Below are 25,814 nucleotides of genomic sequence, written 5' to 3' on the forward strand. Positions count from 1 at the left end.
AGGCTGGGGGCGGCGGAGCGGGGATCATGGGCGGAGATGTCACACAGTGGCTGCACCGTTGGCGCCGTGGGGATCCACAGGCGCAGGCGCATCTGTTCAATCTGATCTATCCCGCGCTGCGGGAGATGGCGGCGGCCCGTATCGGCCAGCACCGTGATGACGTGACCCTGCGGCCGACGTCGTTGATGCATGAAGCGCTGTTGCGGGTGATGGGCGCGGAGGTCGACTTCGTGGATCGCGCGCACTTCTTCGCGCTGGCGGCGTTGAAAATGCGCGCGGTGCTGGTGGATTTCGCGCGCAGCGGGGCGGCTGCCAAGCGGGGGGCGGGGGCGTGGAACCTGACCTTGTCGCATGCGGACCGCGACCTGCCGTATGCAACGGCCTGCGACTTCGAGGTGCTGGCGCTGCACCAGGCATTGAATCAGTTGGCCGGGCACGACGAACGCGCCGCACGCGCGGTGGAATACATGTATTTCGGTGGGATGGACCGCCAGGAAATCGCGGTCGTGCTGGAGGTCTCAGTCCCCACGGTCGACCGCGATCTGCGCTTTGCGAAGGCGTGGCTCAATCAGCGTCTGGCGTGAGCCGGGCTGTTTTCGTAACAGGGGGAAGGGGCAATGACGGATGACCGCTGGCAGCAGCTGCGCACGATGTTCGATGCGGCGTGCGAACTGCCGCCGACGCAGTGGCGCACCGAATTGGGCCGCATGACCAATGACCCGACCCTGCTGGACGAGGTGATCGAGTTGTTGGAAGCCCAGACCCTGGCGCTGGACAGTGCGCAGCGCCCCCTGCGCGAGCTGATCGCCCAGCTCGCCGAGCCGGAGCTCCAGGTTGGCGAGCGGATCGGTCCTTGGCGGCTCACCCGGCGCGTCGCCAGTGGCGGCATGGGGGCGGTGTTCCTGGCCGAGCGTGCCGATGAAACCTACCAGCAACGCGTGGCGATCAAACTGCTGCGCGGCCTGGCGAGTACCGAGATCAGCCAGCGCCTGGCCGCCGAGCGGCAGATGCTGGCCGGGCTGGAACATCCCAACATCGCCCGCTTGTACGACGGCGGCAGCACCGCCTCCGGCCAGCCGTATCTGGTGATGGAATATGTGGATGGCGAGCCACTGGACCGCGCTTGCCGCGACCGCCAGCTTGATCTTCCCCAGCGCCTGCAGTTGTTCGTGCGGATCTGCCGGACGGTGCAGGCCGCGCATGCGCGCTTGGTCGTACACTGCGATCTCAAGCCCAGCAATGTGCTGGTCCGTGCGGACAATGAGCCGGTGCTGCTCGACTTCGGCATCGCACGCTGGCTGGACGCCGCCGCCGAGTCCAGTGCCGAGCGTTTCTACACGCCGGTCTACGCCAGCCCCGAGCTGATTGCCGGCGAGCCGGTGGGGGTTACCACCGACGTGTACAGCCTCGGCGTGATCCTGCTCGAGATGGTGTGTGATCGCCGGCTTGAAGGCCAGTCGGCGGGTGCCGCGGTTCCGTTGGCCAGTGCCTGGGCGTTGCCCACGTGCCTGTGGCGCAAGCGGCTGGAGGGAGATCTGGACGCGATCGCCGCCAAGGCCTGTGCGCGTGACCCGGCGCAGCGCTATGGCTCGGTGGAAGCACTGGCCGATGACATCGAGCGCCGGCGCACGCATCACCCGGTGCGTGCGCGCCATGGCAGTGCCGGCTATCGGGTGCAGCGTTGGCTGCGGCGGCACTGGCAGGCGGCGGGCGTGGCGCTCGCGGTGACGGTGATGGCCAGCGGCTTCGTCTGGCGTTTGAGCGAAACCAGTGCGCGCGCCCAGGAAGAAGCGGCCATCGCCGAGCAGGTCAGCGAATTCCTGGTCGCTGCTTTCGATGCGGCCGATCCACGCGAGCGTACTGCGCGCGGCACCGAGGACGTCAGCGCACGTGCGGTGCTGGATGCCAGCGCGGCGCAGGTCGATGCGGAGCTGGCGGATTCGCCAGCGCTGCGGGCACGCCTGCAGAGCGTGCTCGGTCGCGCGTATCAGAACATCGGCCTGCCGAAGCAGGCCGAGACCCTGCTGCGCACCGCGGCCGAAGGCCTTGCCTCACCGGCGGTCGATCGCGCCAGGCTGGCAGCGCAGACGTACAGCGACCTGTCGGTGGAGATGAGCAACGGCCAGCGCGGTGAGGAAGGCTTGAAGTACGCGGAGCGGGCGATGCAATTGCTGGATCGCGAGGATGACCCACGGACCCGCGCGCACGTCCTCAATTCGCTGGGCCTGGCGTACAGCCAGCTGGAGCGGTATCCGGAGAGCGAGGCTGCGTTCCAGCAGTCCTTGGCGCTGCGCGGGAACGTCCGTGAGCCGGGCACGGAAGGGGGCACCGCGACAGTGATGCAGAACATGGGGCTGATGTACCGCAATCGTGGCGATCTGGCCCGTTCCGAGCAGCTGCTTCGCGAGTCGTTGGAGCTCAAGCGTCGCCGCAGCACGACCAGTGCCGATTACCAGCACGGGCTGCACGCATTGGCCATCACCCTGCAGGAAAGCGGCAAGCCGAACGAGGCCGCACCACTGCTGCTGCAGTCGCGTGACCTCAGTCTGCGGCTGTATGGCAAGGACAGCTCACGCACGGCCCTGGCGTACTGCGAGCTGGCATTGCTGCACATGGACCTGGGCCGCTACACCGAAAGTGCGGACGGCTTCGATACGTGCCTGCGGATCAGCGCTCTCACCAGTGGCGAAGACAGCATCGACCATGCGATCAACCTCAACAACTACGCCAATCTGGAAGAAGCCCGTGGCGACATGGCCAAGGCGGAGCAGCTGTACCGGCGCTCGCTGGCCATCCGCCGCCAGGTGCTGGGGCCGGACAAGCCGTCGAGCCTGCGGGCGGAGATGAATCTGGCGCGTCTGCTGATGCGCAGTGGTCGCGCCAGCCAGGCGGGCCCGCTGATCCAACGCGTGCTGCCGATCTGGGAACGGATCAGCCCCGCCGATGCGCCGGACCTGCGCATTTCTCGCCTGGGTGAGATCGAGTGGATGATCCAGCGTGGACAACCGGTACTGGCGGAGCAGGCGCTGGTCGCGATGGCGCCGATCGTGCCGTCGATGTCGCCGCCGCTGCAGCTGCGCTATCAGCAGATGCAGGCCGAAGCGGCGTTGCGTGCAGGGGAGGCCGCCTTGGCGGCGACCCGTTGGCGCGCGGTGCTGGACGGCAACGAGGCGTTGTTCGGTGCGGATGCGCCGTCCGTGGCGCGCTATCGCGTACCGCTGGCCGAGGCACTGCAGGCCAGCGGCGAGCGCGATGCAGCGCGCCGCCAGGTCGCGCAGGCCAAGCCCTTGCTGGAGGCGGAGCTGGTACCCGGTGCGCCGTATCTGCAACGGCTGCACGCGCTGGAGGAACGGCTCAAAGGGTAGCTGAGCTGCCGTATCAGCTTTTCAGCCACCGCTCGCAGCCTGCGCTTCTGTCGGTTGAGCTGGCGGCCTTCGCGCAGGTTTCGGTCATCCGTGCCTGCAGCCGGGTCAGGCTCTCGGCGCCGTGATGCGCGCGGCTCCAGGCCTGCAGCGTGGTGCCCAGCCGCTCAAAACGCTGACGGGTGCGCTGGTGATAGCCGGCCGGCTGTGCGGCCAGATCGGCGATCACCTCGCCGGTGGCCTGTTCGATCGCGGGTGCGTCGTCCGGGCTCAGGCGCACCAGGCCCTCGACATAGAGCACGCCCCACTGCACGCGCGTGGCCGGCCCCTGCGCACCCTGGTAGGCCTTGTGCAGCCAGGAGATGGCGGAGGCCTTGTCGCCTCGTTCTTCGGCAAGTTCCGCCAGTTCGGGCATGTAGTAGTAAGGCGTCTGGCTGCGGTCGAGTTCGGCCAACAGCAGCTTCTCGGCAGCTGCGTCGTCCTTGATCTGGCGCAGCACGTACACGGCCGTACTGATCGTGGCCTGCCGCTCGTGCGGCGTGGTCGCGGCGGCATCGGCGGCAGCCACGCGCTGCTGTGCCTTTGCCTTCAGCGTGGGTGGGATGTCCTGGTCGGGATGCTGCTGGCGCTGCAGGGCGAGTTCGGTGATCACCGTGCCCAGCCGTGCGTCGGGCTTGTCGCCGAGTGCATGGTCGGCCGCATCCAGCGCCTGGAGCAGTTGCGTTCCCAGCTGCTGCGCCTGCTCCGGCGTGGCGCTGGCCAGCTTCACCAGTGCAGGGCCCTGGTAGCCCAGCAGGTCACGGTTGGCCCGCACTTCCGCGGGCGCCACCAGGACCGCTTCCAGCAGGGCCCGCGTACTGTCGCGCAGGGTGGCGTCTGGCGCGGCGTCCGGCTTGCCTGCACCGAGCGCCAGCAGCGCGAACCGCCGCTGCAGCGCGGGCTCGGGCGCGGCCTTGGCAAGCTGTTGCAACAGCGAGGCCGCATCGCGCTCTCCAGCCAGGCGGTTGGCATCCACTTCCCAGCCGTAATCGCCGAGCACGCGCCAATCGTCGGCACTGACCTCGTGCGGCGCGCTCAACGCATGCTGCAGCACCTCGCTCACCGCGGTGCGTCGGCTGGCGGCCAGCGTGAGGGCGCGAGTCAGGGCTTCACTGTCGTTGCCGCCGGCCAGGCGGGTGAGCTCGTTGCGCTGCGGATCGAGCACGATCAGCGTGGGGTAGCCTCGTACGCCGAAACGCTCGCCCCAGGCCTGCGCCCCTTCTTCGTCGCCATCCAGGTAGACCGGCACGTACTGGCGGGTCAGCGCGATGAAGGCCGGATCCTTGAACAGCGTGGCCTTGAGCTGGTTGCAGGGCGGGCACCACACCGCGCCCCAGTACAGCAGCACCGGCTTGCCGCTGTCGCGCGCCTCGGCGAAGGCATCGTCGACGTCGCCATGGCGCCAGGCGATCTCTGCAGGTGCCGGCTCGGTAGCCGTGGGCACCGCAGCGTCAGCGGGAGAGGGGGCCGGCGTGCAGGCCGGCAGCAGGGCAACCACGCCCAGCAGACCAAGGGACAGAGCAAGGCGCATCGAGACATCCAGGCAGTTGGAAAGGGCAGCAGACAGGCTCGATTGTAGGAAGCCGCGCGGCCGCGGGTGAGCTGACACTGATGCAGATTGCTCATGACGGCAGACCCTGCAGTGATGAGTCATGCACCGCACGCCTGCGCCCGGTACGCGTAACCAAGCAGAACCCGCCTGCGCGGTGACCCGTGTCATGGTTTCGTCACTGTCGATATCGCCATCGGCAAACACCACATAACGCCTGTGCATTTCTGCATTGGGGCGCGAGCGGGGTTAATGAATGTGCGATGTCCACTCCGCCCCGAGGCGGTCACAGACATGGCTTCCCCCACTACCCGTACGACCTTCGATGACGACAGCTCGTTCTTCCCTGCGCCCGCGATTGCTGGCGTTGGCGGTGTTGCTTGCCACCGCCTCCCCGACCCTGCATGCACAGTCCACCACCGGTGCGATCGCCGGCCAGGCGCCGCCATCGGCGCAGCGTATTTTCGTTCGCAGCGATACCGGCCTCACCCGCGAAGTGACCGTCGATGCGCGCGGTCGCTATACGATCGGCCAGCTTCCGCTGGGCCGGTATTCGGTCGAGGCGCGCGACGCCGACGGCAAGGTGCTGCAGACCCGCCAGGACGTCGCACTGACGGTTGGTACCAGTACCGAAGTATCGTTCGGCGATGTCACCCGCCTGGACGGCATCCAGGTCAGCGCGGACCGTGCCGCCGCCGCGATCGATGTGAGCAGCGTGGATTCGCGTACGGTCATCACCGCAGAGCAACTGCAGCGGCTGCCGCTGGGGCGTTCGGCCGAGGCCATCGCCCAGCTCGCGCCCGGCGTGATCGGCAACAGCGGCAACGGCACCTACGCCGGCCCAACCGGCGCCCAGCTGGTGAGCTTTGGCGGTTCATCCGCAGCGGAGAACGCCTACTACATCAACGGCTTCAACAGCACCGATCCGCTGCGCGGCCTGGGCGGGCTGACCTTGCCGTACGGAAGCATCGACCAGCAGGAGATATACACGGGTGGCTACAGCGCCAAGTACGGCCGCTCCGATGGTGGCGTGATCAATGCGGTCGGCAAGCGCGGAACGAATCAGTGGCACTTCGGCGGCCAGGCCACCTGGGAGCCGGCATCCACGCGTGCGGACAAGGACGACGTGCGTTACCCCGGCGATGGCGCACTGTATGCGCCGGAGAGCAAGGACCGCGAATGGGTCAGCACGCAGAGCATCTATGCCGGCGGCCCGTTGATCGAAGACCGGCTGTTCTTCTTCGGCTCCTACGAGCTGGAGCGCCGTGAAGGCACGGATGTCAAGAACGTGGAGGCGACGAATTCCTATTCCCGCTACGAGTACGAGCGCCCGCGCTGGTACGCCAAGGTGGATTGGAACATCACCGACAATCACCTGCTGGAGCTGACCGGCGCCTCCAGCCGCAACGTATACCGTGGCGACATCTTCGCCTACGACTACGACACGCTCACCCGTGGCGCCCAACGTGGCAACGAAGACACCACCAAGACCGGTGGCGACCTGTGGACGGCCAAGTACACCGGCTACCTGACCGACCGGCTCACCGTCAGCGCGCAATACGGCGAAATGCGCACGGATGACTACATCGGCAACCCGGCCTACGACGGCAGCCTGATCTACCTCAACAGCCCCAACCTGCAGAATCCAGCGCTGACCGGTGGCACGCCGATCACCAACGCGCAGACCACGTCGCTGCTGGTCAATCCGGATCGCGGCAACCGCAGCAACAACCTGCGCGTGGATGCGAACTACGCGTGGGGCGACCACAGCATCACACTCGGCATCGACAACCAGAACGCCCGCGCGTTGAACCGCGGTTCGGTCGCCTCGGCCGATGGCTACTACTGGATCTACGGGCAGTCCAACCCGAACGTGCCGATCAATACCGGCCTGGGCGTGCCTGCGACCGGTGGCATCCGCAATGGCGAGGACGGCTATTACGTACGCCAGTATGTCTACAGCGCGCTGGCCTCGGTACGGGCCTCGCAGCGGGCGCAGTACATTGAAGACAACTGGCAGGTCACCGACCGGCTGCTGCTCAATCTTGGCCTGCGCCTGGACCAGTTCACGAATTTCAACCGCGATGGCGACGCGTACATCAAACAGACCAGCGGGCAGTGGGCGCCACGCCTGGGCTTCAGCTGGGATGTCGACGGTGACGGCCGCTTCAAGGTGTTCGGCAACGTGGGGCGCTATTACCTGGCGCTGCCGCTGAACCCGGCGTTCAACGCCGCTGGCGCGACGCTGGCCACCTCGACCTACTACACCTACGGCGGCATCGACAGCAACGGCTATCCGACAGACCTCACCCGGTTCTCCGATCCTGTTTCGGCCAACAACAACTATGGCCTGCTGCCGGATGCGAAGACCGTGGCCACCTCCGGCATCGAGCCGTCCTACCAGGATGAGTTCATCCTCGGCTTCAGCAAGGCGCTCGGCCAGGACTGGGTGTACGGGGCTAAAGCGACCTACCGCGTGCTGCGCAGCGGCGTGGACGACTACTGCGATATCGATGCGGTACTCGGCAAGGCCAGCAGCCTGGGCTACAACGTGACCAAGGACAGCAACCCGGTCAGCTGCTGGCTGATCAATCCCGGCCGCGCCAATACCTTCAACCTGGTCGATACCGGCGGCAATTACGTGACGGTTCCGCTGAGCAACGCGGAAATGGGCTTCCCGCAGTTCAAGCGCAACTACTACGCGGTGAACCTCTCGCTGGAACATCCGTTCGATGGCCGCTGGTATGCCCGCGGCGACTACACCTGGTCACGCAGTTACGGGACCACTGAAGGCCAGTTGCTCTCGGGGATCGGCCAGACGGCGGTGTCCACCACCCAAGCGTGGGACTACGCCCAGCTGATGGAGCACACCAACGGGCCACAGAGCAACGACCATACCCACCAGTTCAAGCTGCACGGCTATTACCAGCTCACCCCGGAATGGTTGGTGTCGGCCAACCTGAAGGTACTCTCGGGTTCGCCATTCAGTGCGCTGGGCTCGTACGGGCCGGACTTCGAAGACCCATCCGGCTACGGCATCGCGTATCACTTCTACAACGGCCAGCCGGCGCCTCCCGGGAGCCAGGGGCGCCTACCGTGGCTGAAGCAGCTTGACCTGGGGGTGTCCTACCGCCCGGCAGTGGCCGATGGTCGGCTGGGCTTCAACCTGGACGTGTTCAATGTGTTCAACAGCCAGGTGGCGCTGTGGAAATCGCCCTACGCCGAGCTGGATCCGGGACAGCCGGATCCGCTGTATGGCGCGGCAACCGTGCGTCAGGCGCCCCGTTCGCTGCGGGTCAGCGTGAGTTACGACTACTGAGGGGAAGGGCCAGGCGGGTGGGGAGGGAGCCCCTGCCCGCCGGCAGCCGCACCAACGCGGACGCCCCGGGGTGTGGCACGTCGTTCACGGATCCCGAGGCAGTCTGGGCCCATTCTCAGAGGAGCCTCTCATGCAGACGCAGATCCGAAACAAGGCAGGGTGGATGGCGGCCGGTTTGACGGCGCTGCTGTGTGCCTGCTCGCCGCAGGGCGAGGGCGGTGCCGCACCCGTGGCGCTGCCGAGCGGCGCCGATCCGGGCGCGGCGAAGGCCGCCGATCCAGTGCCCGCCGCGGCAGCCGCCGAGCGGCCGTCACCAGTTTATGAGGAAGCGAAGCCGGGCATTGCGGTGGGCCCTGTGGCGGGAGTGCGGGTTGCGCTCGATTTCCAGCGCGACTACCTGGCCTCGCCCAGTTGGAAGCTGTTTGCACCGCCGGACAGCAAGGGGACGCCGCTGGTGGCGCTGGTGCTGGAGGGATCGGATCGGGTCACGGCCGGCGAGCTGCGGATCGGCCGCAGTGCTGAAGCAATGCAGATCACGTCCTGCCTGGAACCACCGGCCGAAGCAACGGGCCCTGCGGCACCGGCCACGGTCGATATCGGCGGCGTGCCGTTCACCCACTTCACCGTCGGTGATGCGGCCATGAGCCACTACGTCAACGCCGAGAGCTACCGCGCGGTACACGACGGTGCCTGCTATGCGATCGATCTGGTGGTGGCCGGTACGCGGCCGGAGGTTTACGACCCGCCGCGCACGCCACCCTTCAGCCAGCAGGAGGCGGCCGCCCGCCTGGCCGAGGCGCTCAAGGCGGTGTACTGGACGCGCTGACGCAGTTCAACCCAGACGTGACGGGAAGGCGAGCGTGACCTGGGCACCGCCCAGCGCTGACCGGCCGATACTGAGCGTGGCGCGATGCCGTTCGGCGATCTCGGCCACGATCGCCAGGCCCAGCCCGCAGCCATCACCGCTGGCGTCCCCACGCCAGAAACGTTCCGTGACGTGGCTGCGCAACGACGGATCGATCCCGGGGCCATCGTCGTTGACGCTCAGGCGGGTTTCGCCGCGAGCGGTTTCGACGCTGACCGTGATCACCCCTTCCAGCGCGCCGTAACGCAGGGCGTTGTCGACCAGGTTGCTGATCGTCTCGCGCAGCAGCTGTGGCTCGCCCCTCACCATGACGCCGGCATCGGGGCCCTCGTAGCCAAGGTCGACACCGGCGACCACGGCGCGGTCCATCAGCCGTTCCAGTTCATCGCGGGCGAGCACGGCCAGATCCACCGGGCGCATCGCCAGCATCGCGCCGGCGCTGTCTTCGGAGCGGCTCAGGATCAGCAACTGATGGGTGAGATGGCGTAGTCGGGTCAGCCCACGCAACAGACCGGCCAGCGCATCGCGCTGTGCTGCGCGATCCTGTTCACGCAGCGCGCTTTCCAGCTCGATCTGGAGGCCGGCCAGCGGAGTGCGCAGCTGATGCGCTGCGTTGCTGATGAAGCGCTGCTGTGCGTCCTGCATCGCCGAGAGCCGGTGTACCAGCTGATTGAAGGCATCCACCGCCGGCCACAGCTCGCGCGGCGCGGCCTCCCGTGGATCCAGTGGCGCCAACGCATCCAGCGGCGCACTGGCCAACCGCCGTGCCGCACCGTTGGTATGGCGCGCCGCCGCCCCGGTGCCGGACCACGCCAGCCAGGCCGCCAGCAGCAGGATCGTGCCCTGCAACGGGATGCTCGCCAGCAGCAGGCGATGCTCCAGGCGCAGCCGCTTGGTGCGGGTCTCGGCCACGCGGATCAGGATCGGGGCGGCAGCGCCGGGGGGTGTCATCGCGACCTGCACAACGCGCACCTCCTGCCCATCGATCACGGCATCGTAGTAAGTGCGGGCCGGGCTGTCGTCGGCGCCTTCGGCCTGCAGCGCCGTGCCGCCAGGCAGGACGGCTGCACCATACAGGCGGGTGCCATCGGCACGGGTTACCTCGCCGTAGATCCGGTCCACGGTGTCCCAGGTGAACATGCGCGAGACGGCGGGGGAGATCTCCATGTGGACGGCGTCGCCGCGGACCTCGGTCAGCTGCGCCAGCGACATGGCCGAGTCCAGCAACCAGCGGTCGTAAACCTGCTCGGCGTAGTGCCTGGCCAATACGAACGAGCCCACGGCACTGGCCAGCAGCAACACCAGCAGCGGCAGCCACAGCCGCCGCAGCAGCACGCCACGCAGGCTGTACGGGGCCTCAGTCATCGCTGGCTTCCAGCCGGTAGCCCAGGCCACGCAGCATGCGGATGCCCACTTTTGCATCGGCCGCCTGCAGCTTGCGGCGCAGCCGGCTGATGTGGACCTCGATCACCGACAGGCTGGCCTCGTGATCCCAGCTGTAGACCGCATCGAACAAACGTTGCTTGGCCACGATCCGGCCCGGTTGCTGCAGCAGGATCTCCATGAGCGCCAGTTCGCGTGCGGTGAGCTCCAGCGGCTGATCACCAACGCGCAGTTCACGGGTGCCGGTATCCAGGCGCAGCGCACCGAGCTGCCGCAGCGCAGGAGCGGTGGATTGGCGGCGCGCGAGGGCGCGGAGTCGCGCTTCCAGTTCCCCGAGCGCGAAGGGCTTGGCCAGGTAGTCATCGCCGCCACTGTCCAGACCGCGGATGCGGTCCTCCACGCCGTCGCGTGCGGTGAGAATCAGCACCGGCACGCTGAAGCCGTCCTGCCTCAGGCGCGCCAGCAGCTCCAGACCATCGATGTCCGGCAGGGAAAGATCCAGCACGACCAGGTTGTAGCTGACGCTCGCCAGCGCCGACGGCGCGGCCAGGCCACGGGCAAGATGATCGCAGGCATGACCGGCGCGGGTAAGCGCGCGCACCAGGCCATCGGCCAGTGCGGCATCGTCTTCAATCAGCAGAATGCGCATTGCAAGGTTGACGCAAGGTTCGGGAAAGTTTGACGAAAGCGCTGCACCTTACCGTGTCGGCAATGAATACCACCACCCGATGTGCCGCGCTGATCGCGGCATTGCTAATCGCACCTGCCACCGCCTCGGCCTTGACCCTGGCCGAGGCGGAACGTGCCATGGCGCAGCACAATCCCGATCTGTTGGCTGCTGCCATCGAACTGCGCGGCACGCAGGGCGATGCATTGAGCGCCGCGCGCCGGCCCAGCCCCGAGCTGAGTGTGGGCACCTCCAAGATCAGCCGTCAGGAGGGGATCGGCCCAGGCCGTTGGAAGGACAAACGCGTGGATTCCACGCTCGGCCTGGGGTGGACATGGGAGCGCGGCGGCAAGCGGGGCTGGCGCATGCGCCAGGCCGACGCCCTGGTCGACGCCGCCAACCTGAGCCTGCTCGATGGCCGCCGCCAGCAACAGGTGGCACTGCACGAGGCGTACTTCGGATTGAAGGCCGCGCAGGAGCTGACCCGCATTGCGGACGAGGATCGTCGCGCATCGGCCGAGAGCCTTGCCGCAGCGGACCGTCAGGTGGCGACCGGGGCGATGGCGCCGATCGAGCGCTCACGGCTGGCAGTGGATGATCTCAAGGTGTCCGACGCTGCCCGCGAGGCGGAACTGGGGCTACGTGAGGCACGACATGTCCTTGCGTTGCTGCTGGGCAGCGATGCGAACGAGGCATTGCGCGCCGACGACGACTGGCCGCACCCGGCGTCGACGGCAACCGCCGAACCCACCACGCTGGAAGGCCGTGTCGACCTGCGCGCCGCCGAGGCGCGGGTGATCGCCGCCGATGCTGCACGTGCATTGGCGCGCAGTGAGCGTCGGCGCGATGTGCAGTTCGGCATCGAGGCCGAGCGCGAGCCGGCCGACATTGGCGGGGTGACATGGGGCGTGTCGATGAGCGTGCCGTTGGGGGGCGCCAGGCGCTGGCGCGGCGACCAGCAGCGGGCGGAGGCCGACTACGACGCCGCCGTGCTGGAGCGGCAGCAGCTGCACCGCGCGGCCACCGCGGAGCTGGACCAGTTGCAGCACGCGCTGATGGCGGCTGCACAGCGCCGCGCCGAGTACGAACAGCTGCAGGGGCCGGCCGCACGGCGGAGCCTGGACGGCTTGGAACTGGCCTATCGCCGCGGCGCGGCCACGTTGACCGACCTGCTGGATGCGCGGCGCAGCTGGCGCGAATTCGAAGCCGATCTGATCGATGCGCGTCTGGCGCATGCCTCCGCCTTGGCGCGCTGGAACGCCGCCATCACTGTTTCCGAAGGACGTACCCCATGATGCATTCGCGCACCGCCGCCCCGGCCCGGCTGCTTTCCCTGATCGTCGTCGCACTGCTGGCAGGTGGCTGCTCGCGCGATGCGGCGCCTGCCGCAACGCCGGCGCCCACTGTGGAAGGCGGAACGATCCGCTTCGTTGCAGACAGCCCGCAGCTGAAGGTGCTGCGCAGCGAAGCCGTGAGCGACGGTTCTGCAACGGTGCTGCAACTGCCGGCGCGCGTCACCTGGGATGACACGCGCTCCAGCCTGCTCCGCTCGCCGTTGCCGGGACAGATCGCCCGTATCGACGCGGCTCCCGGCGAGAAGATCAAGGCCGGCCAGGTGCTTGCGTGGGTGACGTCGCCCGAGTTCGGGCAGGTGCAGGCCGAAGGCGCACGGGGGGCAGCCGAACTGCGCCAGGCGCGCAACGAGCTGGCCCGCGTCCGCGAACTGCATGATGCCGGCGTTGCGTCGGGCCGTGAGCTTGGCGAAGCCGAGTCCGCGCTGGCGGCCAGCGAAGCCGAGCACGCCCGCCTGCAGGCCCTGACCCGTGGCTTCGGCAGCAGCCGCGGTATCGACCAGCGCATGCCGCTGCGCTCACCGATCAACGGCATTCTGGTCGAGCGCCGGATGAGCCCGGGGATGAGCGTGTCGCCGGATGCCGAACTGCCGCTGGCGGTGGTGAGCGACCCGGACCGGCTGTGGTTGATTGTCGATGTGCCCGAAGCGCTGGCCGTGCGCCTCAAGCCGGGCATGGCGATTCGCGTGGCGCCGGGTCAAGGCGAGACGGCGCAGGCCGTGCTGGGCCATGTCGATGACTACATCGATACCGAGCGCCACGTGGTGCAGGCGCGGGCCGAGCTGGACAATCGTGAGCGCCGGTTCAAGGCGGGGCAATACGTGCGCGCCGCGATCACGGTGCCGATGGACGGGGGCGTCTCGCTGCCCGAGGGCGCGGTGCTGCTCCTCGGGCGCGAGCAGGTGGTGTTCGTGGACGAGGGCAAGGGCCGGTTCGCGCGTCGTACCGTGCAGGCCGAGGAGCTGGGTCAAGGTCGCCTGTGGGTAGGGGAGGGGCTGGCCGCCGGGGCGCGCGTGGTGGTCGACGGCGGATTGCTGCTGCAGCAGGTGCTCGACCAGAACGGCGGCAGCGCTGACGCACCCACCGGCAGTGCCGCGGCAGCCAAGGCCGCCCCATGATCGATCGTCTCATTGCCTACTGCCTGCGCCAGCCGCTGATGGTGATGCTGGCGCTGCTGATCTTCATCGGCGCCTCGTTTGCCGCCTTCCGCGAGCTCCCGGTGGAGGCGTTCCCGGACGTCTCCGATACCCAGGTCACGGTCGTGACCCTGCATCCGGGGCGTGCGGCCGAGGAGGTGGAGCGCGAGGTCACCATGCCACTGGAAGTGGCGCTGTCAGGCATTCCGCACTCCGTGCGGGTGTTCTCGCACACACAGTTCGGGCTGTCGATGATCATCCTGACCTTCGACGACGGCGCGGATGACTACTTCGCGCGCGCCCAGGTGATGGAGCGCCTGCAGGGCGTGGCGTTGCCCGAGGGCGTGCAGCCGGAAATGGAGGCGATGAGCTCGGCGGTGGGCGAGATCTACCGCTACGTCCTGCATGCGCCGCACATGAGCTCGACCGAACTGCGCACCGTGCAGGAATGGGTGATGGAACGGCGCCTGCGCACGGTGCCCGGTGTGGCCGACGTGGTCAGTTTTGGTGGCTTCGCACGCACGTTCCAGGTCGAACCGGACCTGGGCAAGCTGCGCGACCGCGGGATCAGCCTGGAGGAATTCGCCGAGGCGCTGGAGCGCGGGAGCGCCAATGCCGGCGGCGGCTATGTGGAGCGTGGCCAGCAGCAGTACCTGATCCGCGGCGTCGGGCTGATGCGCTCGCCGGCCGATATCGGCACCGTGGTCGTGGGAGAGCGCCAGGGCACGCCGGTGCTGGTGCGCGACCTGGCCCGCATCGTCGACACCGGCCTGCCGCGGCAGGGCCTGGTGGGCCAGGACGACAACGATGACGCCGTGTTCGGCATGGTCCTGATGCGCAAGGGCGAGAACCCCTCCCTCGTGCTGGATGCCCTGCATGAGCGCGTGGCCGAGATCGAGGCCAACCACCTGCCCGAAGGCGTCACGCTGGAACCGTTCTACGATCGCTCCTGGCTGGTCTCGACCACGCTGAAGACCGTGTTCCGCAACCTGGTGGAAGGCGCGGTGCTGGTGTTCCTGGTGCTGTGGCTGTTCCTCTACAACGCACGGGCCGCCCTGATCGTGGCGGCGATGATGCCGCTGGCGCTGCTGTCCACCTTCCTCGGCCTGCACCTGTGGGGCGTGCCGGCCAATCTGCTCTCGCTGGGCGCGATGGACTTCGGCATCATCATCGATGGTGCGGTGATCGTGACCGAGCACATCGTCTCGCGGATGTCGAAGATGCCCGCCGGCAGTACCCGGCGCGAGCGCATGGCGACCGTGCTGTCGGCGGCCTCGGAAGTCGGGCGGCCGACGTTCTTCTCGATGCTGATCATCATCGCCGCGCACATTCCGATCTTCACCCTGCAGCGTCAGGAAGGCCGGATGTTCGCACCGATGGCCTATTCGGTGACGTCGGCTCTGATCGGCGCGTTGATCCTGGCGCTCACCGTGGTGCCACTGCTGTGTTTCTGGTGGCTGCGCCGCGAGCGCCTGAAAGGCGAGAACCCGGTGATGAACCGGCTGGTCGGCTGGTACCGGCCGTGGCTGGAGGGCGCGATGGCGCGCCCCAGGGCGGTCGTGCTGGCCGCGGTGGCCATGCTGGTGGTGACACTGGCACTGGGCACGCGGCTGGGTTCGGAGTTCCTGCCTGAGCTGGATGAAGGCTCGATCTGGCTGACCGCCACGCTGGAGCCCAGCACCAGCCTGGCCGAGGCGCAGGCGCAGTCCCGGCGCATCCGCGACCTGGTGCGCACGCTCCCTGAGGTCTCCACCGTGGTGGCCAAGCTCGGCCGCCCGGAGGATGGTTCCGATGCCAAGGGCGCCAACCAGATCGAAGCGCTGGTGGCGCTCAAACCCGAGTCCGAATGGACCCGGAAGATCGACAAGCGCGAGCTGGTCGCGCAGATGCAGCGCATCCTGGAGGAGCGGATTCCCGGGCCCGAATTCTCGATCTCGCAACCGGTGCGCGACAACATCCTGGAGAGTATTTCGCAGATCAAGGGCCAGGTGGTGATCAAGGTGAGCGGGGAAAACCTGGCGGTGCTGACCCACCAGGCCCAGGCGATCCTGGCGCAGGTGAAGGGCGTGGACGGCGTGGAGAGCGCCTTCATCGACCGCGACGGCAGCCTGCCGCAGCTGCGCATCGACATCGATCGCGACCGCGCCGCGCGCTACGGCCTCAACGTGCAGGACATCGATGCCGTGATCGAGACCGCCATCGGCGGCCGCGAGGTCGGCCAGCTGTGGGAAGGTGAGCGCCAGTTCCCGATCAGCCTGCGCCTGTCCGATGCCGACCGCGACCTGCAGCGCCTGCGCACCGTGCCGGTGGGCACCGCCTCGGGCCAGACCGTGACGCTGGGGGATGTGGCGGACTTCAGCATGGCCAGCGGCGCGATCAACATCTCGCGTGAGAATGCTCAACGTGTCAAAGCCGTAAGCATCTTCATCGCCGGGCGCGACATGGGCAGCGTGGTGGCCGACATGCGCAGGCAGGTCGACGCGACCATCGACCTGCCGGAGGGCTACCGGATCGACTGGTCCGGCGAGTTCGAGAACCAACAGCGTGCCATGGCGCGTCTGGGTTGGGTGGTACCGCTCTCGGTGCTGATCATTTTCGTACTGCTGTTCGACGCCTTCAAGGACGTCACCAGTGCCGCCTTGATCCTGGCGAACGTGCCGCTGGCAATGATCGGCGGCATCCTGGCGCTGCTGCTGACCGGGATTCCATTGTCGGTCTCGGCGGCGATCGGCTTCATCGCCTTGTTCGGGCAGGCCGTGCTCAACGGGGTGATCATGCTGACCCGGTTCGGCCAGCTGCGCGAGCAGGGCATGGCGCTTTACGACGCCGTGGTACAGGGCGCACTGCAGCGCCTGCGCACGGTATTGATGACGGCGCTGCTGGCCATGTTCGGGCTGCTGCCGATGGCCACTTCGCACGCGATTGGTGCCGAGACCCAGAAGCCCCTGGCCGTGGTGGTGATCGGTGGGCTGTTATCGGCGATGCTGCTGACCCTGCTGGTGTTGCCGACGTTGTATTACTGGGTGCATCGCCAGCGTGAGCAGCGGCGGGGTGGGGCGGCGATGGAGGCCGAAGCGATATAGGTGGCGCCATGATCGGCCATCGCACGGAAAGCGGAGCCGATCAGGGATGGAGATGGCCTGCTCGAAACCGCCCTGCAGCGGGAGTGACATGGGCTATGGCGGCGGACTGTCATCACACTGGTACCAGGACGGAAGCTCCAGCGCGTGGCGTTCAAGCAGGGCTTGAATACACGCACGCGCCTGGACCCTTTCCGTGTCGGCGCACTGGTCCATGATCTCTCCCGCCATCATCTCGAACTGCGGCCAGAACTGTGCTGGATGGCGCACGCGCGCCACCCAGTGGTCGAGCATCTCACCCAGCGCATCAAGCTGCACCTGGATTTCGGCGCGCATGTTCATCCCGGGGGCGCACCCAGGTTGAGCGCGACACGGTAGTAATGACCATCATCGCGCAGCAGGACGGTGAGGTCCGGCTGCAGGACGCCATCCACATGCAGGGTAGGCCCGCCCTGCGCCGTGCGGGTCACCTCGAACTCATACAGGCTGCGGCCGAAGCGGTAGCTCAGTTCGAATGACGGCCAGTGATCGGGCAGACACGGCTCAAGCGACAGACGATCACCGTCGCGACGTATGCCGAGCAGGGATTCCACCAGCAGGCGATACATCCAACCGGCCGACCCGGTGTACCAGGTCCAGCCGCCTCGCCCGACGTGCGGAGAAACGGCGTAGACGTCGGCGGCCAACACATAGGGCTCGACGCGGTAGGTCTGTACCGCCGCCGGGTCCAGCGCGTGATTGAGGGGGTTGATCATGCCGGCCAGCTCCCAGGCACGCGCCGCATCGCCCTGCTGCGCGAATGCCATCGCCGCCCACACGGCCGCATGGGTGTACTGGCCGCCATTCTCGCGTACGCCCGGCACGTAACCCCGGATGTAGCCGGGGTCTTCCGTGGTCTGGTCGAAGGGCGGATCGAGGAGCTGGATCAGCTTGGCGTCCTTGCGCACCAGATGCGTGTAGAGCGAGTCCAGTGCCTGCCCGGCACGCTCGGGCGTGGCAACGCCGGACAGCACCGACCAGCTCTGGGAAATCGAATCGATGCGGCATTCTTCGTTCTGTGACGAGCCCAGCGGGGCGCCGTTATCGAACCAGGCACGGCGATACCACGCGCCGTCCCAGGCGTGCTGTTCCAGGTTTTGACGCAGGCGTTCGGCCTGTTCCTGGCACCACTGCGCACGGGCGGCATCGCCGCGCGCGTCGGCCAGCACGGTGAAGCGGCGCAGCGTGTCGTGGAGGAAGAATCCGAGCCACACACTTTCACCGCGCTGCTGGTCGCCGACGCGGTTCATGCCGTCGTTCCAATCGCCGGTTCCCATCAACGGAATGCCGCGCTCGCCGAGCAACCGGCAACCGCGTTCGAGTGCGACGATGCAGTGGGTATAGAGGGTGCCGCGCTGCGTCGACGGGGTGGGCATGTCGTAATACCCTTCCTCTTCCGGTGTCACCGCACGCCCTTCGATGAAGCCGACCGCTTCATCCAGCACGCTGGCGTCGCCGGTCACCTCCAGGTAGCGGCAGGCGCCCTGGGGCAACCAGAGATAATCGTCCGAGCAGCGGGTGCGCACGCCGCGCCCTTGCGGCGGGTGCCACCAGTGCATCACATCGCCTTCGGCGAACTGGTGTGCCGCGCATAGCAGCAGATGTTCGCGGGTCAGGTCCGGGCGGGTGTGTACGAGGGCGAGGGCGTCCTGCAGCTGATCGCGGAAACCGAACGCGCCGCCTGACTGGTAATAGCCACTGCGCGCCAGGTAGCGGCAACCCAGGGTCTGGTAGACCAGCCAGCCATTGGCCAGTGCATCCAGCGCCGGGTCCGGCGTACGGACCTGCACGGTGGCCAGCACATTGCGCCAATGGATGCGTACGGCGTCCAGCGCATCGATGGCTTCGTGATTGCCCTGGCGGCTTCGTGCCAACGCGAGCGTTTCCTCGCGGTCGCGCCCTGCGCCAAGGCGGAACGTCGTTTCGCTGCGGTCCCCCGGCGCCAGCTCCAGCGGCACCTGGATCGCCGCGCAGGGATCGAAGCCCGCACCCACCCGCCCGTCCAGACGTTCACGCCGCAACGCTGCCGGCGCGTGCAGGCCGCCATTGCGACCGATGAACTCCAGGCGGTCACAGGTCCAGGTGCAGCCTTCGGCATCGGTGTCGAAGAAGGCCATGCGCCCGCCGAAGTCGGTGTTGTACGTATTGCGCGCCAGCAGCGCCCCGGTCTGCGGGTCGCGTTCGGTGAGCACGTGCATGCGCGACTTCGGGCGCAGGTCACCCATGACCCATTCAACGTAGCCGATCGCCGACAGCCGCCGTGGCCGGCCGGACAGGTTATGCAACCGCAGGACCGAGAACTTCAGCGGCGCGGTGACGTCGACGAAGACCCACAACTCGCTGGCGATCCCGTCTTCGACATGCTCGTAAACCGTGTAGCCGAATCCATGGCGCGTACGGTAGGCCCCGGTGCCCCTGCACGGCAGCGGCATCGGCGACCAGACGCGGCCGGTATCCTCGTCGCGCACGTAAAATGCCTCACCGCCCGTGTCGGACACCGGATCATTGAGCCAGGGCGTCAAGCGGAACTCGTGTGCATTCTCGAACCACGTGTAGCCCGGCGCACTCTCGCTGACGACCGTGCCCAAGCGGGCATTCGCGATCACATTGGCCCATGGCGCCGGCGTTGGTGCGCCTTCGCGCACCACCACGACGTACTCGCGGCCGTCCTCGCTGAAGCTGCCGGTGCCGTTGTCGAACCGGCCGGTGCCGCGGTACGGCAGGAACGGCCACGGGTCATCCACTTCCTCGTCGTGCTCGGCGCCGGGCGGCATGCCGGGTTCGGGCCCCAGATCGGTGAGCAGGGGCACCTCGGGCGTCGCCTCCATCCCCAGCGCCAGTTCCTGCTGTTCCACCTGCGGTACCAGCGGCGGAATCCGGCGGACGGGCAGAGGCTGGCGTCCCACCTGCGCGGCCAGGGGGCCGTCCTCGTCGCTGATCACCACGCGGGCCACCGCCTGCAACAGAATGCGGTCCTCGTGGCTCATATTCTGCACCGGCCGCACGAAAATGCCGCCAGGCCGATCAAGCAGGCCCGTCTCCGAGCTGGCCGCGACCATCCCCAGGATCTGGTCCTGCAGTTCCTGGCGGTAGCCGGCCTTGCTGTCATTCCAGATGACCAGGTCGGTGTTGAGTCCCTTCTGGCGCCAGTACGCATGTGCCTGCACCAGCTGCCTGACCAGTTCCACGTTCTCCGCGTCGGTGACCTTGAGCAGGACGATCGGCAGGTCGCCCGAGATGGCATGGCCCCACAGCCCGGATTGCCCCCGCTGGTTCTGCTGGAGGACGCCGGCGCCGGCGCGCAGCAGCGCATTGGCATACAACACGTGGCTGGCCAGGCGCTCATACAGCGACGCCTCGGCCTGGCTTGCGTTGATCTGGCGGCGCACCACCTGGCTGTGGGTCCAGGCCAGATCGAAGACGCGGTCGGCCAGGCGACGATCACGGTATTTGTCTACCAGTGCCTCGCAACCCGGACGGTCGGCGCCGATCCCGTACACAATGTCCAGCTGGACGGTCTGCTCGGGCTCCAGCACCACGCGCACGCGGATGGCCACGATCGGGTCGAGCACCGAGCCGTCCGTGCCGGAGAGCTCGGTATCGGTGGTCAGCGCCTGCGGTGTCCGCGGCGTATTGCCACGTCCCAGGAAGCGCGCACGGTCGGTTTCGTAGGAGATCGCCACGACCTCCGCGTCATGCACCGCGACCAGATGGAACATCCACGGTGGTACCTCCTCGTGCGAACGCGGCCGCCGGGTGCACAGCACCGCCTGCTTGGCGGCGAGGATCTCGCTCTGCACGAAGAGATTGCTGAAGGCCGGATGCGCGTCGTCGGACGCCGCGGGGGCCAACACCACTTCGGCGTAGGTGGTGATCTCCACCGTGCGCTGGCGACGGCTGCGGTTGGTCAGGCGCAGGCGCCTGAGCTCGATGTCGTCCTCGGCGGAGATGGCGACCTGCAGGTGGCTCTCGCAGCCGCGGCGAGCACCGCGGAATTCGGCCTTGGCGTCAGAGAAGATCGCCTCGTAATTGTCCACCGGCACGCAGGTGGGCTGGTAGGCGGCAGACCAGAACTCGCCGCTGTCCACATCGCGCAGGTAGCAGAACGAACCCCAGGCATCGGTGGTGCCATCTTCGCGCCAGCGGGTGAGCGACAGGTCGCCGTGACGGCTGTAGCCGCCGCCGGCGTGGGTCAGCATGCCGTGGTAGCGTCCGTTGGACAGCAGCTGCACTTCCGGGCGCGGGCCCGCCGGGTCGCGCAGGACGCGCAGGGCCGTCTCGTGCTCGGCCATGGCGGAGTGCTCGCCCAAGGCTTCGACCTCATGGGGATGGAAGACGCCGATGCGCGGGATGCGTTCCTGCAGCAGCAACAAGGTGGCCTGGAACTCGACATCGGCCACGAAGCGGCGCTGCATCGGCTGGTCGCGCAACAGGTAATCCAGCGCCAGCAGGCCCATTCCCTGGTGGTGGGCCATGAACGAACGCAGCAGAACGTGATCCTGCCCCGGCGGCACCCGAGCGGGCGTGTAGTCGATCGCCTCGTACATGCCAAAGCGCCCGGAGAATCCGGCGTCTTCAAGCGCCTGCAGGTTCTGGCACGCCGCCTCGGGCGCCACCATCAGCGCCATCATGCTGGCGTAAGGCGCGATGACCCGATCCTGGCCCAGGCCACGCTTGAGGCCCAGCCCCGGCACGCCGAACGCCCGGTACTGGTAGTTCAGGCGTGCATCGACGGCGTTGTAGCCGGACTCGGACACGCCCCACGGCAGGTTCAAGGTACGCCCGTAGACGATCTGCGCCTCGACCGCGTGCCGCGAGGTCTGGTCGAGCAGTGTGTCCGGATAGCTGGGCATCACCAGCTGCGGCATGAGGTATTCGAACATCGAGCCGCTCCATGACAGCAGCGTCGGCGTGCCGTTGACCTCGGTGAGCATCCGGCCGAGCGCGAACCAGCTTTCCTGCGCCAGCTGACCCTGAGCGATGGCGACGAAGGCGCACAGCCGCGCTTCGGAGGCCAGCAGGTCGTAGAAACTGTTGTCGAGGCGGTGGTCGTCGACGTTGTATCCGATCGAAAGCAGGTTGCGGGTGCGGTAGAACAGGAACCCGTATTCCATCAGCGAGAACTGCCCGGCGCGGTGCGCCAGGTCCTGCAGCTGCTCGATACGCGCGCGCGCGTCCGCACCGGCCGCACCCGGCAGGTCGGCCAGTTGGCGCAGGCTCGGCAGCACTGTCTCGTCGGCGGCGCTGGCCTCGGCCGGGATGTCGGCAAGCGCCGCCCGTGCGGCATGGCACTCGGCAGCGAACAGCGCAGGCCAGTGCAGCTCGCCTTCTTCGGGCGATAGCGGCGCCGGCCACTGCGCCAGCACGGCATCGGCCAGACCGGCCAGCTCCTGCAACCGGGCCAGTACCTGCGCCGTTCCGCGGGGCGGATCGGTACGCGTGGCTGCCAGACGCTGGCGAAGGTGGTTGAGCGCCTCCACCAGCTGGGCATCACCGGGGCGATGGCGCTGCCGCTCCTCTTCCAGCACGCCGAGCGTATCGGCCAGGCCGTCGAACGTGTGCGGCGCCAAGACCGGCGCGTCCACCAGGGCCAGCAGGCCTTGCCGCAGCGTCAGCAGGTGGCCGACAAGGTTGCCGCTGTCCACGGTGGAGACGTAGCGCGGCGTCAGCGGCGCCAGAGTTTCGGTGTCGTACCAGTTCAGGAAGTGGCCGCGATGGCGCGGCAGCTGGTCCAGCGTATCGAAGGTGAGGGCCGTACGTTCCGCCACTGCACCCTGCTGGAGCCAGCCGAAATCCCACGCAGACAGATTGGCCAGCAGGGACAGGCCGATGTTGGTCGGCGAGGTGCGCCGCGCCACCACCAGCGACGGATGCTCCTGGATGTTGTCTGGCGGCAACCAATGATCCTGCTCGCGCACCCAGGCCTGGAAGAACGACCAGGTGCGCCGCGCCAGCCGGCCGAGGAACGCCCGCTGTGTCACGGAAAGTTCCGCTACGCTTGCGGCCGGCGGCCGGCCCAGCCACGCCATCAGCGCGGGCGCGAAGGTCCATGCCAACAGCAAGGGCAGGGCAACCGGCAGCGCCTGCGGATGCACGCTGGCCACGACAGCTGCCAGCACCAGTGCCAGCAGCGATGCCGGCGCCATCACCCGCCATTCCGCGCCGCGGTCGCCGCCAAGGCGGCGCTCGACCTCGCTGGAGGGGTTCCATTGCAGCAGGTGGCGACGGGTGATGGTCATGCGCCACAGCGTGCGCAGCACCGCGCCACCAGCCAACAACGCCTCATAGGGCAGGCAGGCGATCTGGGTGGACGCGCGCAGCAACGACTGCAGGGTGCCGCGCCCGACCATGATGTAATGTGCTTCCAGCGGGGTGTCATCCGGAACGCTCAGGGCATCACGCAGCATGCCGATCAGCGGTGGCGCGAACCACAGCGCGAGCACCCACGCGGTCCATGCCGCCGGGTTTTCGGCATACAGCCAGCCGGTCACCAGCAAGGCCAGGGCCGCGATCGGCACCAGGCTCCGGCGCAGGTTGTCCAGCAACTTGCCGCGCGACAGCAGGCTGAGCCGGTTGCGCTCCCATCCCGATGCCGGCCGCGGTGTCCACGGCAACAACCACGGCAACAGCTGCCAGTCGCCGCGGATCCAGCGCGCACGGCGTTTGGCGTCGGCGACGTAGCGTTCGGGATAGTCCTCGTAAAGACGCACGTCGCTGACCAGGCCGGCGCGTGCATAGCAACCTTCCAGCAGGTCGTGGCTGAGGATGCGGTTCTCGGGCAGCCGGCCTTCGAGCGCATGCTCGAACGCTTCGACGTCATAGATGCCCTTGCCCACGAACGAGCCCTCGTCGAACAGATCCTGGTAGACGTCCGAGACCATGCGCGTGTACGGATCGATGCCCGGCTCACTGCCGAACATCCTGGCAAACCGCGAGGTACGGCGCCTGCCCAGGCTGGTGCCGACGCTGGGCTGCAGGATGCCGTAGCCCTCCACCACGCGTTGCAGTGTCGGATCGAAGCGCGGGCGGTTGAGCGGGTGCGCCAGGGTGGCGACAAACGCACGTGCCGCATCGCGCGGAAGTTGCGTATCCGAATCCAGGGTGATGACGTAGCGGACGCCGATCAGGGCAGCCGCATCACCGACGACGCGCATGAACGCGGCCGCATCGCCGTGGCGGAGCAGGGCATTGAGCGCTGCCAGCTTGCCGCGTTTGCGCTCGTGACCCATCCACACCCCTTCGCCCGGATTCCATTGCCGGGGACGGTGCAGCAGGTAGAAGCGATCGCCACGCTCGGCCGCGTAGCGACTGTTCAATGCCTCAATGCGCGCCACGGCGTGTGCCAGCAGCGGCGCGTCCATCGGCGTCTCGGCTGCTGCGGCGTCCAGGAAGTCTGTCAGCAGCACGAAGCGCAGCTGGGGATCACGGTTGGCCTGGAAGCGGACTTCCAGCGCTTCGATCAGCACGTCGATGCCGTCCGTGCTGGAGAGCATGGACGGAACCGCGACCACGGTGGCGCAGTCGGCCGGGATGCCTTCGCTGAAATCGAGCTTGGGAAGGGGCCTGGGGGTGACCAGCACTGTCGCGGTCCAGTTCACCAGGACGATGCCCAGCTCACTGAACACCAGCAGCCCGAGCAGCGCGGCCAGCCAGACGGTTACCGAACCGCTGCCGGTGGCCAGCAGGCCACTGGTGGCCAGCACCGCCAGCAGGGTGATCGGCAACAGGTACAGCGCAAGCGGCACGCGATGCGCCAGTCGCCGCGCCCTGCGGTGGCGCGGTGCTGCCTCGGCCACCGCGTCAACGGTGGTGTTGACGCCTTCGCCGACCAGCCAGTAGCCCACATGCGCACGTGGCCCAGCGAGTGGCGCGGCCGCCCGTGCCAGGTCCAGCGCGATCGTGGCGACGCGCTCTTCCGCGACGCGGCTGCCGCGGGCGATCTTCTCCACTACGTGGCGATAGGCGTCGCGGGTGCCGAAATCCATCTGCGGATAGACGCCCATGGGGTCTTCGCGCAGCCGCTGCTCGACCACACTCATCTCTTCAACGAAGGTGCGCCAATCCATGGTGGAGAGAAAACGCAGGCTGCCGATGCTGTTGCCGATGGAGACCTGATCGGCTGCCTGCTGCTGCCCCTCGGCGGCGACCAGCTCATCGATACGCTGGCCAGCCGCGGCAGCCCACTGTTCCAGCCAGGCGACGGGCATGGCCCACGCGCCGCCGCGCCCCTGCAGCGAGCGGGTCAGTTCGGCGATGAACGCGCCGGTCAAGGGCGGTGCGGACCGGGCCATGTCGGCCACCACCAGCACCACATCGGTAGGGGTTTCCGACGCCGCGCGGTTGAGGCTCTCCGCCCATTGCGCCGCCAGGCCGCGGTCCGTCCCGTCGCGCATCACCCGCGCCGCCATTCGCCGCAGATTCTCCAGCAGCGCCAGGCGCAGCATGATGGGAACGGCCCACAGCTCGCCCAGGCTCAGCGGCGCCAGCGACTGATACGAAGCGATGAACCGGCCCAGCGTATCGGCGTCAATGCGGCCATCGCCGTGTGCGATGGCCTGCATCGACAGCTCGTATACGCGCGGCAACCCGGCCGACGGGCCGGAGGCCAGCGAAGGCAATTGTCGGCTGTAGCCGCGCGGCAGGTGGCGTCGCGCGGTCTGGATCTGTTCTTCGATCAGGTAGTAGTTGTCGAGCAGCCATTCCCCGGCCGGCGTCACCGGCCGCTGTTCGCGCACCACGCTGCTGAGCAGCGTGTTGGCGTCTTCCAGGACACGCTCGTTGGCCTGCAGGCGGTCGAGCAGCCGTTCCGCGCCTGGTCGCATCCGCACCCGGTGCTGGCGCGCAAGGGCGCGGCCGTAGACCTCCATCTGTTCAACGCTGTACAGCGCGGCGCGCAGTGGGCCCTCGGTAGCCTCGATGGCAGGCGCCGAGGCCTGGCGTTCACGCCAGCGCCAACGAACAAGACGACGCAGGCGAAGCCAACGGCCAAAAAGACGACGAAGGTGGGGCATAGGTTACCGATG

The 25,814-nt window shown here is 67.9% G+C and carries 12 protein-coding genes; 7 read left to right on the plus strand and 5 right to left on the minus strand.

Annotated features, from left to right (window positions below):
• Positions 1 to 26: 26 nt before the first annotated feature.
• Together ACTT2I_RS08005 and ACTT2I_RS08010 are read left to right on the plus strand one after the other, a co-directional pair.
• Positions 27 to 584: an ECF-type sigma factor gene (locus tag ACTT2I_RS08005; protein WP_172407597.1), complete on the plus strand. Its 558-nt coding sequence runs from the start codon at positions 27 to 29 to the stop codon at positions 582 to 584.
• A gap of 33 nt (positions 585 to 617) precedes the next feature.
• Entirely contained in the window at positions 618 to 3,365 is a 2,748-nt protein-coding gene (locus ACTT2I_RS08010) for a tetratricopeptide repeat protein (RefSeq protein WP_421100316.1), read from the plus strand.
• Positions 3,366 to 3,378: 13 nt separating this feature from the next.
• Here ACTT2I_RS08010 and ACTT2I_RS08015 read toward each other — a convergent pair whose 3' ends face one another.
• Positions 3,379 to 4,932: a thioredoxin family protein gene (locus ACTT2I_RS08015; protein ID WP_443096825.1), complete on the minus strand. Its 1,554-nt coding sequence runs from the start codon at positions 4,930 to 4,932 to the stop codon at positions 3,379 to 3,381.
• 343 nt (positions 4,933 to 5,275) lie between these two features.
• Here ACTT2I_RS08015 and ACTT2I_RS08020 point away from each other — a divergent pair, with 343 nt between their 5' ends.
• Together ACTT2I_RS08020 and ACTT2I_RS08025 are read left to right on the plus strand one after the other, a co-directional pair.
• The gene (locus ACTT2I_RS08020) at positions 5,276 to 8,269 is read left to right on the plus strand and encodes a TonB-dependent receptor (RefSeq protein ID WP_421100314.1); all 2,994 of its coding nucleotides are present in this window, start codon (positions 5,276 to 5,278) and stop codon (positions 8,267 to 8,269) included.
• Between the two features lie 130 nt (positions 8,270 to 8,399).
• A complete protein-coding gene (locus ACTT2I_RS08025; protein WP_421100313.1) occupies positions 8,400 to 9,095 on the plus strand; it encodes a hypothetical protein in 696 nt (231 codons plus the stop codon).
• Between the two features lie 6 nt (positions 9,096 to 9,101).
• Here the strand turns inward: ACTT2I_RS08025 and ACTT2I_RS08030 are convergent, their stop codons facing one another.
• Both ACTT2I_RS08030 and ACTT2I_RS08035 read right to left on the minus strand, forming a co-directional pair.
• Positions 9,102 to 10,499 carry a sensor histidine kinase gene (locus ACTT2I_RS08030; RefSeq protein ID WP_421100312.1) on the minus strand — a complete coding sequence of 466 codons (1,398 nt, stop codon included), beginning with the start codon at positions 10,497 to 10,499 and terminating at the stop codon, positions 9,102 to 9,104.
• The gene (locus ACTT2I_RS08035; protein ID WP_421100311.1) at positions 10,492 to 11,166 is read right to left on the minus strand and encodes a response regulator; all 675 of its coding nucleotides are present in this window, start codon (positions 11,164 to 11,166) and stop codon (positions 10,492 to 10,494) included. Before ACTT2I_RS08035 ends, ACTT2I_RS08030 begins: the two co-directional genes overlap by 8 nt.
• A 62-nt stretch (positions 11,167 to 11,228) precedes the next feature.
• Here ACTT2I_RS08035 and ACTT2I_RS08040 point away from each other — a divergent pair, with 62 nt between their 5' ends.
• Genes ACTT2I_RS08040 through ACTT2I_RS08050 form a run of 3 tightly spaced genes read left to right on the plus strand, consistent with a single transcriptional unit; the run spans position 11,229 to position 16,755 of the window.
• Positions 11,229 to 12,479 carry a TolC family protein gene (locus ACTT2I_RS08040; protein WP_421100310.1) on the plus strand — a complete coding sequence of 417 codons (1,251 nt, stop codon included), beginning with the start codon at positions 11,229 to 11,231 and terminating at the stop codon, positions 12,477 to 12,479.
• Entirely contained in the window at positions 12,476 to 13,654 is a 1,179-nt protein-coding gene (locus ACTT2I_RS08045) for an efflux RND transporter periplasmic adaptor subunit (RefSeq protein ID WP_421100309.1), read from the plus strand. Before ACTT2I_RS08040 ends, ACTT2I_RS08045 begins: the two co-directional genes overlap by 4 nt.
• A complete protein-coding gene (locus ACTT2I_RS08050) occupies positions 13,651 to 16,755 on the plus strand; it encodes an efflux RND transporter permease subunit (protein WP_421100308.1) in 3,105 nt (1,034 codons plus the stop codon). Before ACTT2I_RS08045 ends, ACTT2I_RS08050 begins: the two co-directional genes overlap by 4 nt.
• 93 nt (positions 16,756 to 16,848) lie before the next feature.
• Here the strand turns inward: ACTT2I_RS08050 and ACTT2I_RS08055 are convergent, their stop codons facing one another.
• Together ACTT2I_RS08055 and ACTT2I_RS08060 are read right to left on the minus strand one after the other, a co-directional pair.
• Entirely contained in the window at positions 16,849 to 17,088 is a 240-nt protein-coding gene (locus tag ACTT2I_RS08055; protein ID WP_421100307.1) for a hypothetical protein, read from the minus strand.
• A 2-nt stretch (positions 17,089 to 17,090) separates the two neighbouring features.
• Positions 17,091 to 25,802, minus strand: coding sequence for a GH36-type glycosyl hydrolase domain-containing protein (locus tag ACTT2I_RS08060; RefSeq protein WP_443096826.1), 8,712 nt, complete (start codon positions 25,800 to 25,802; stop codon positions 17,091 to 17,093).
• Positions 25,803 to 25,814: the final 12 nt, after the last annotated feature.

Origin of the sequence: Stenotrophomonas sp. PUT21 (genome assembly GCF_052232875.1) — a bacterium.
Lineage (GTDB): Bacteria > Pseudomonadota > Gammaproteobacteria > Xanthomonadales > Xanthomonadaceae > Stenotrophomonas > Stenotrophomonas maltophilia_N.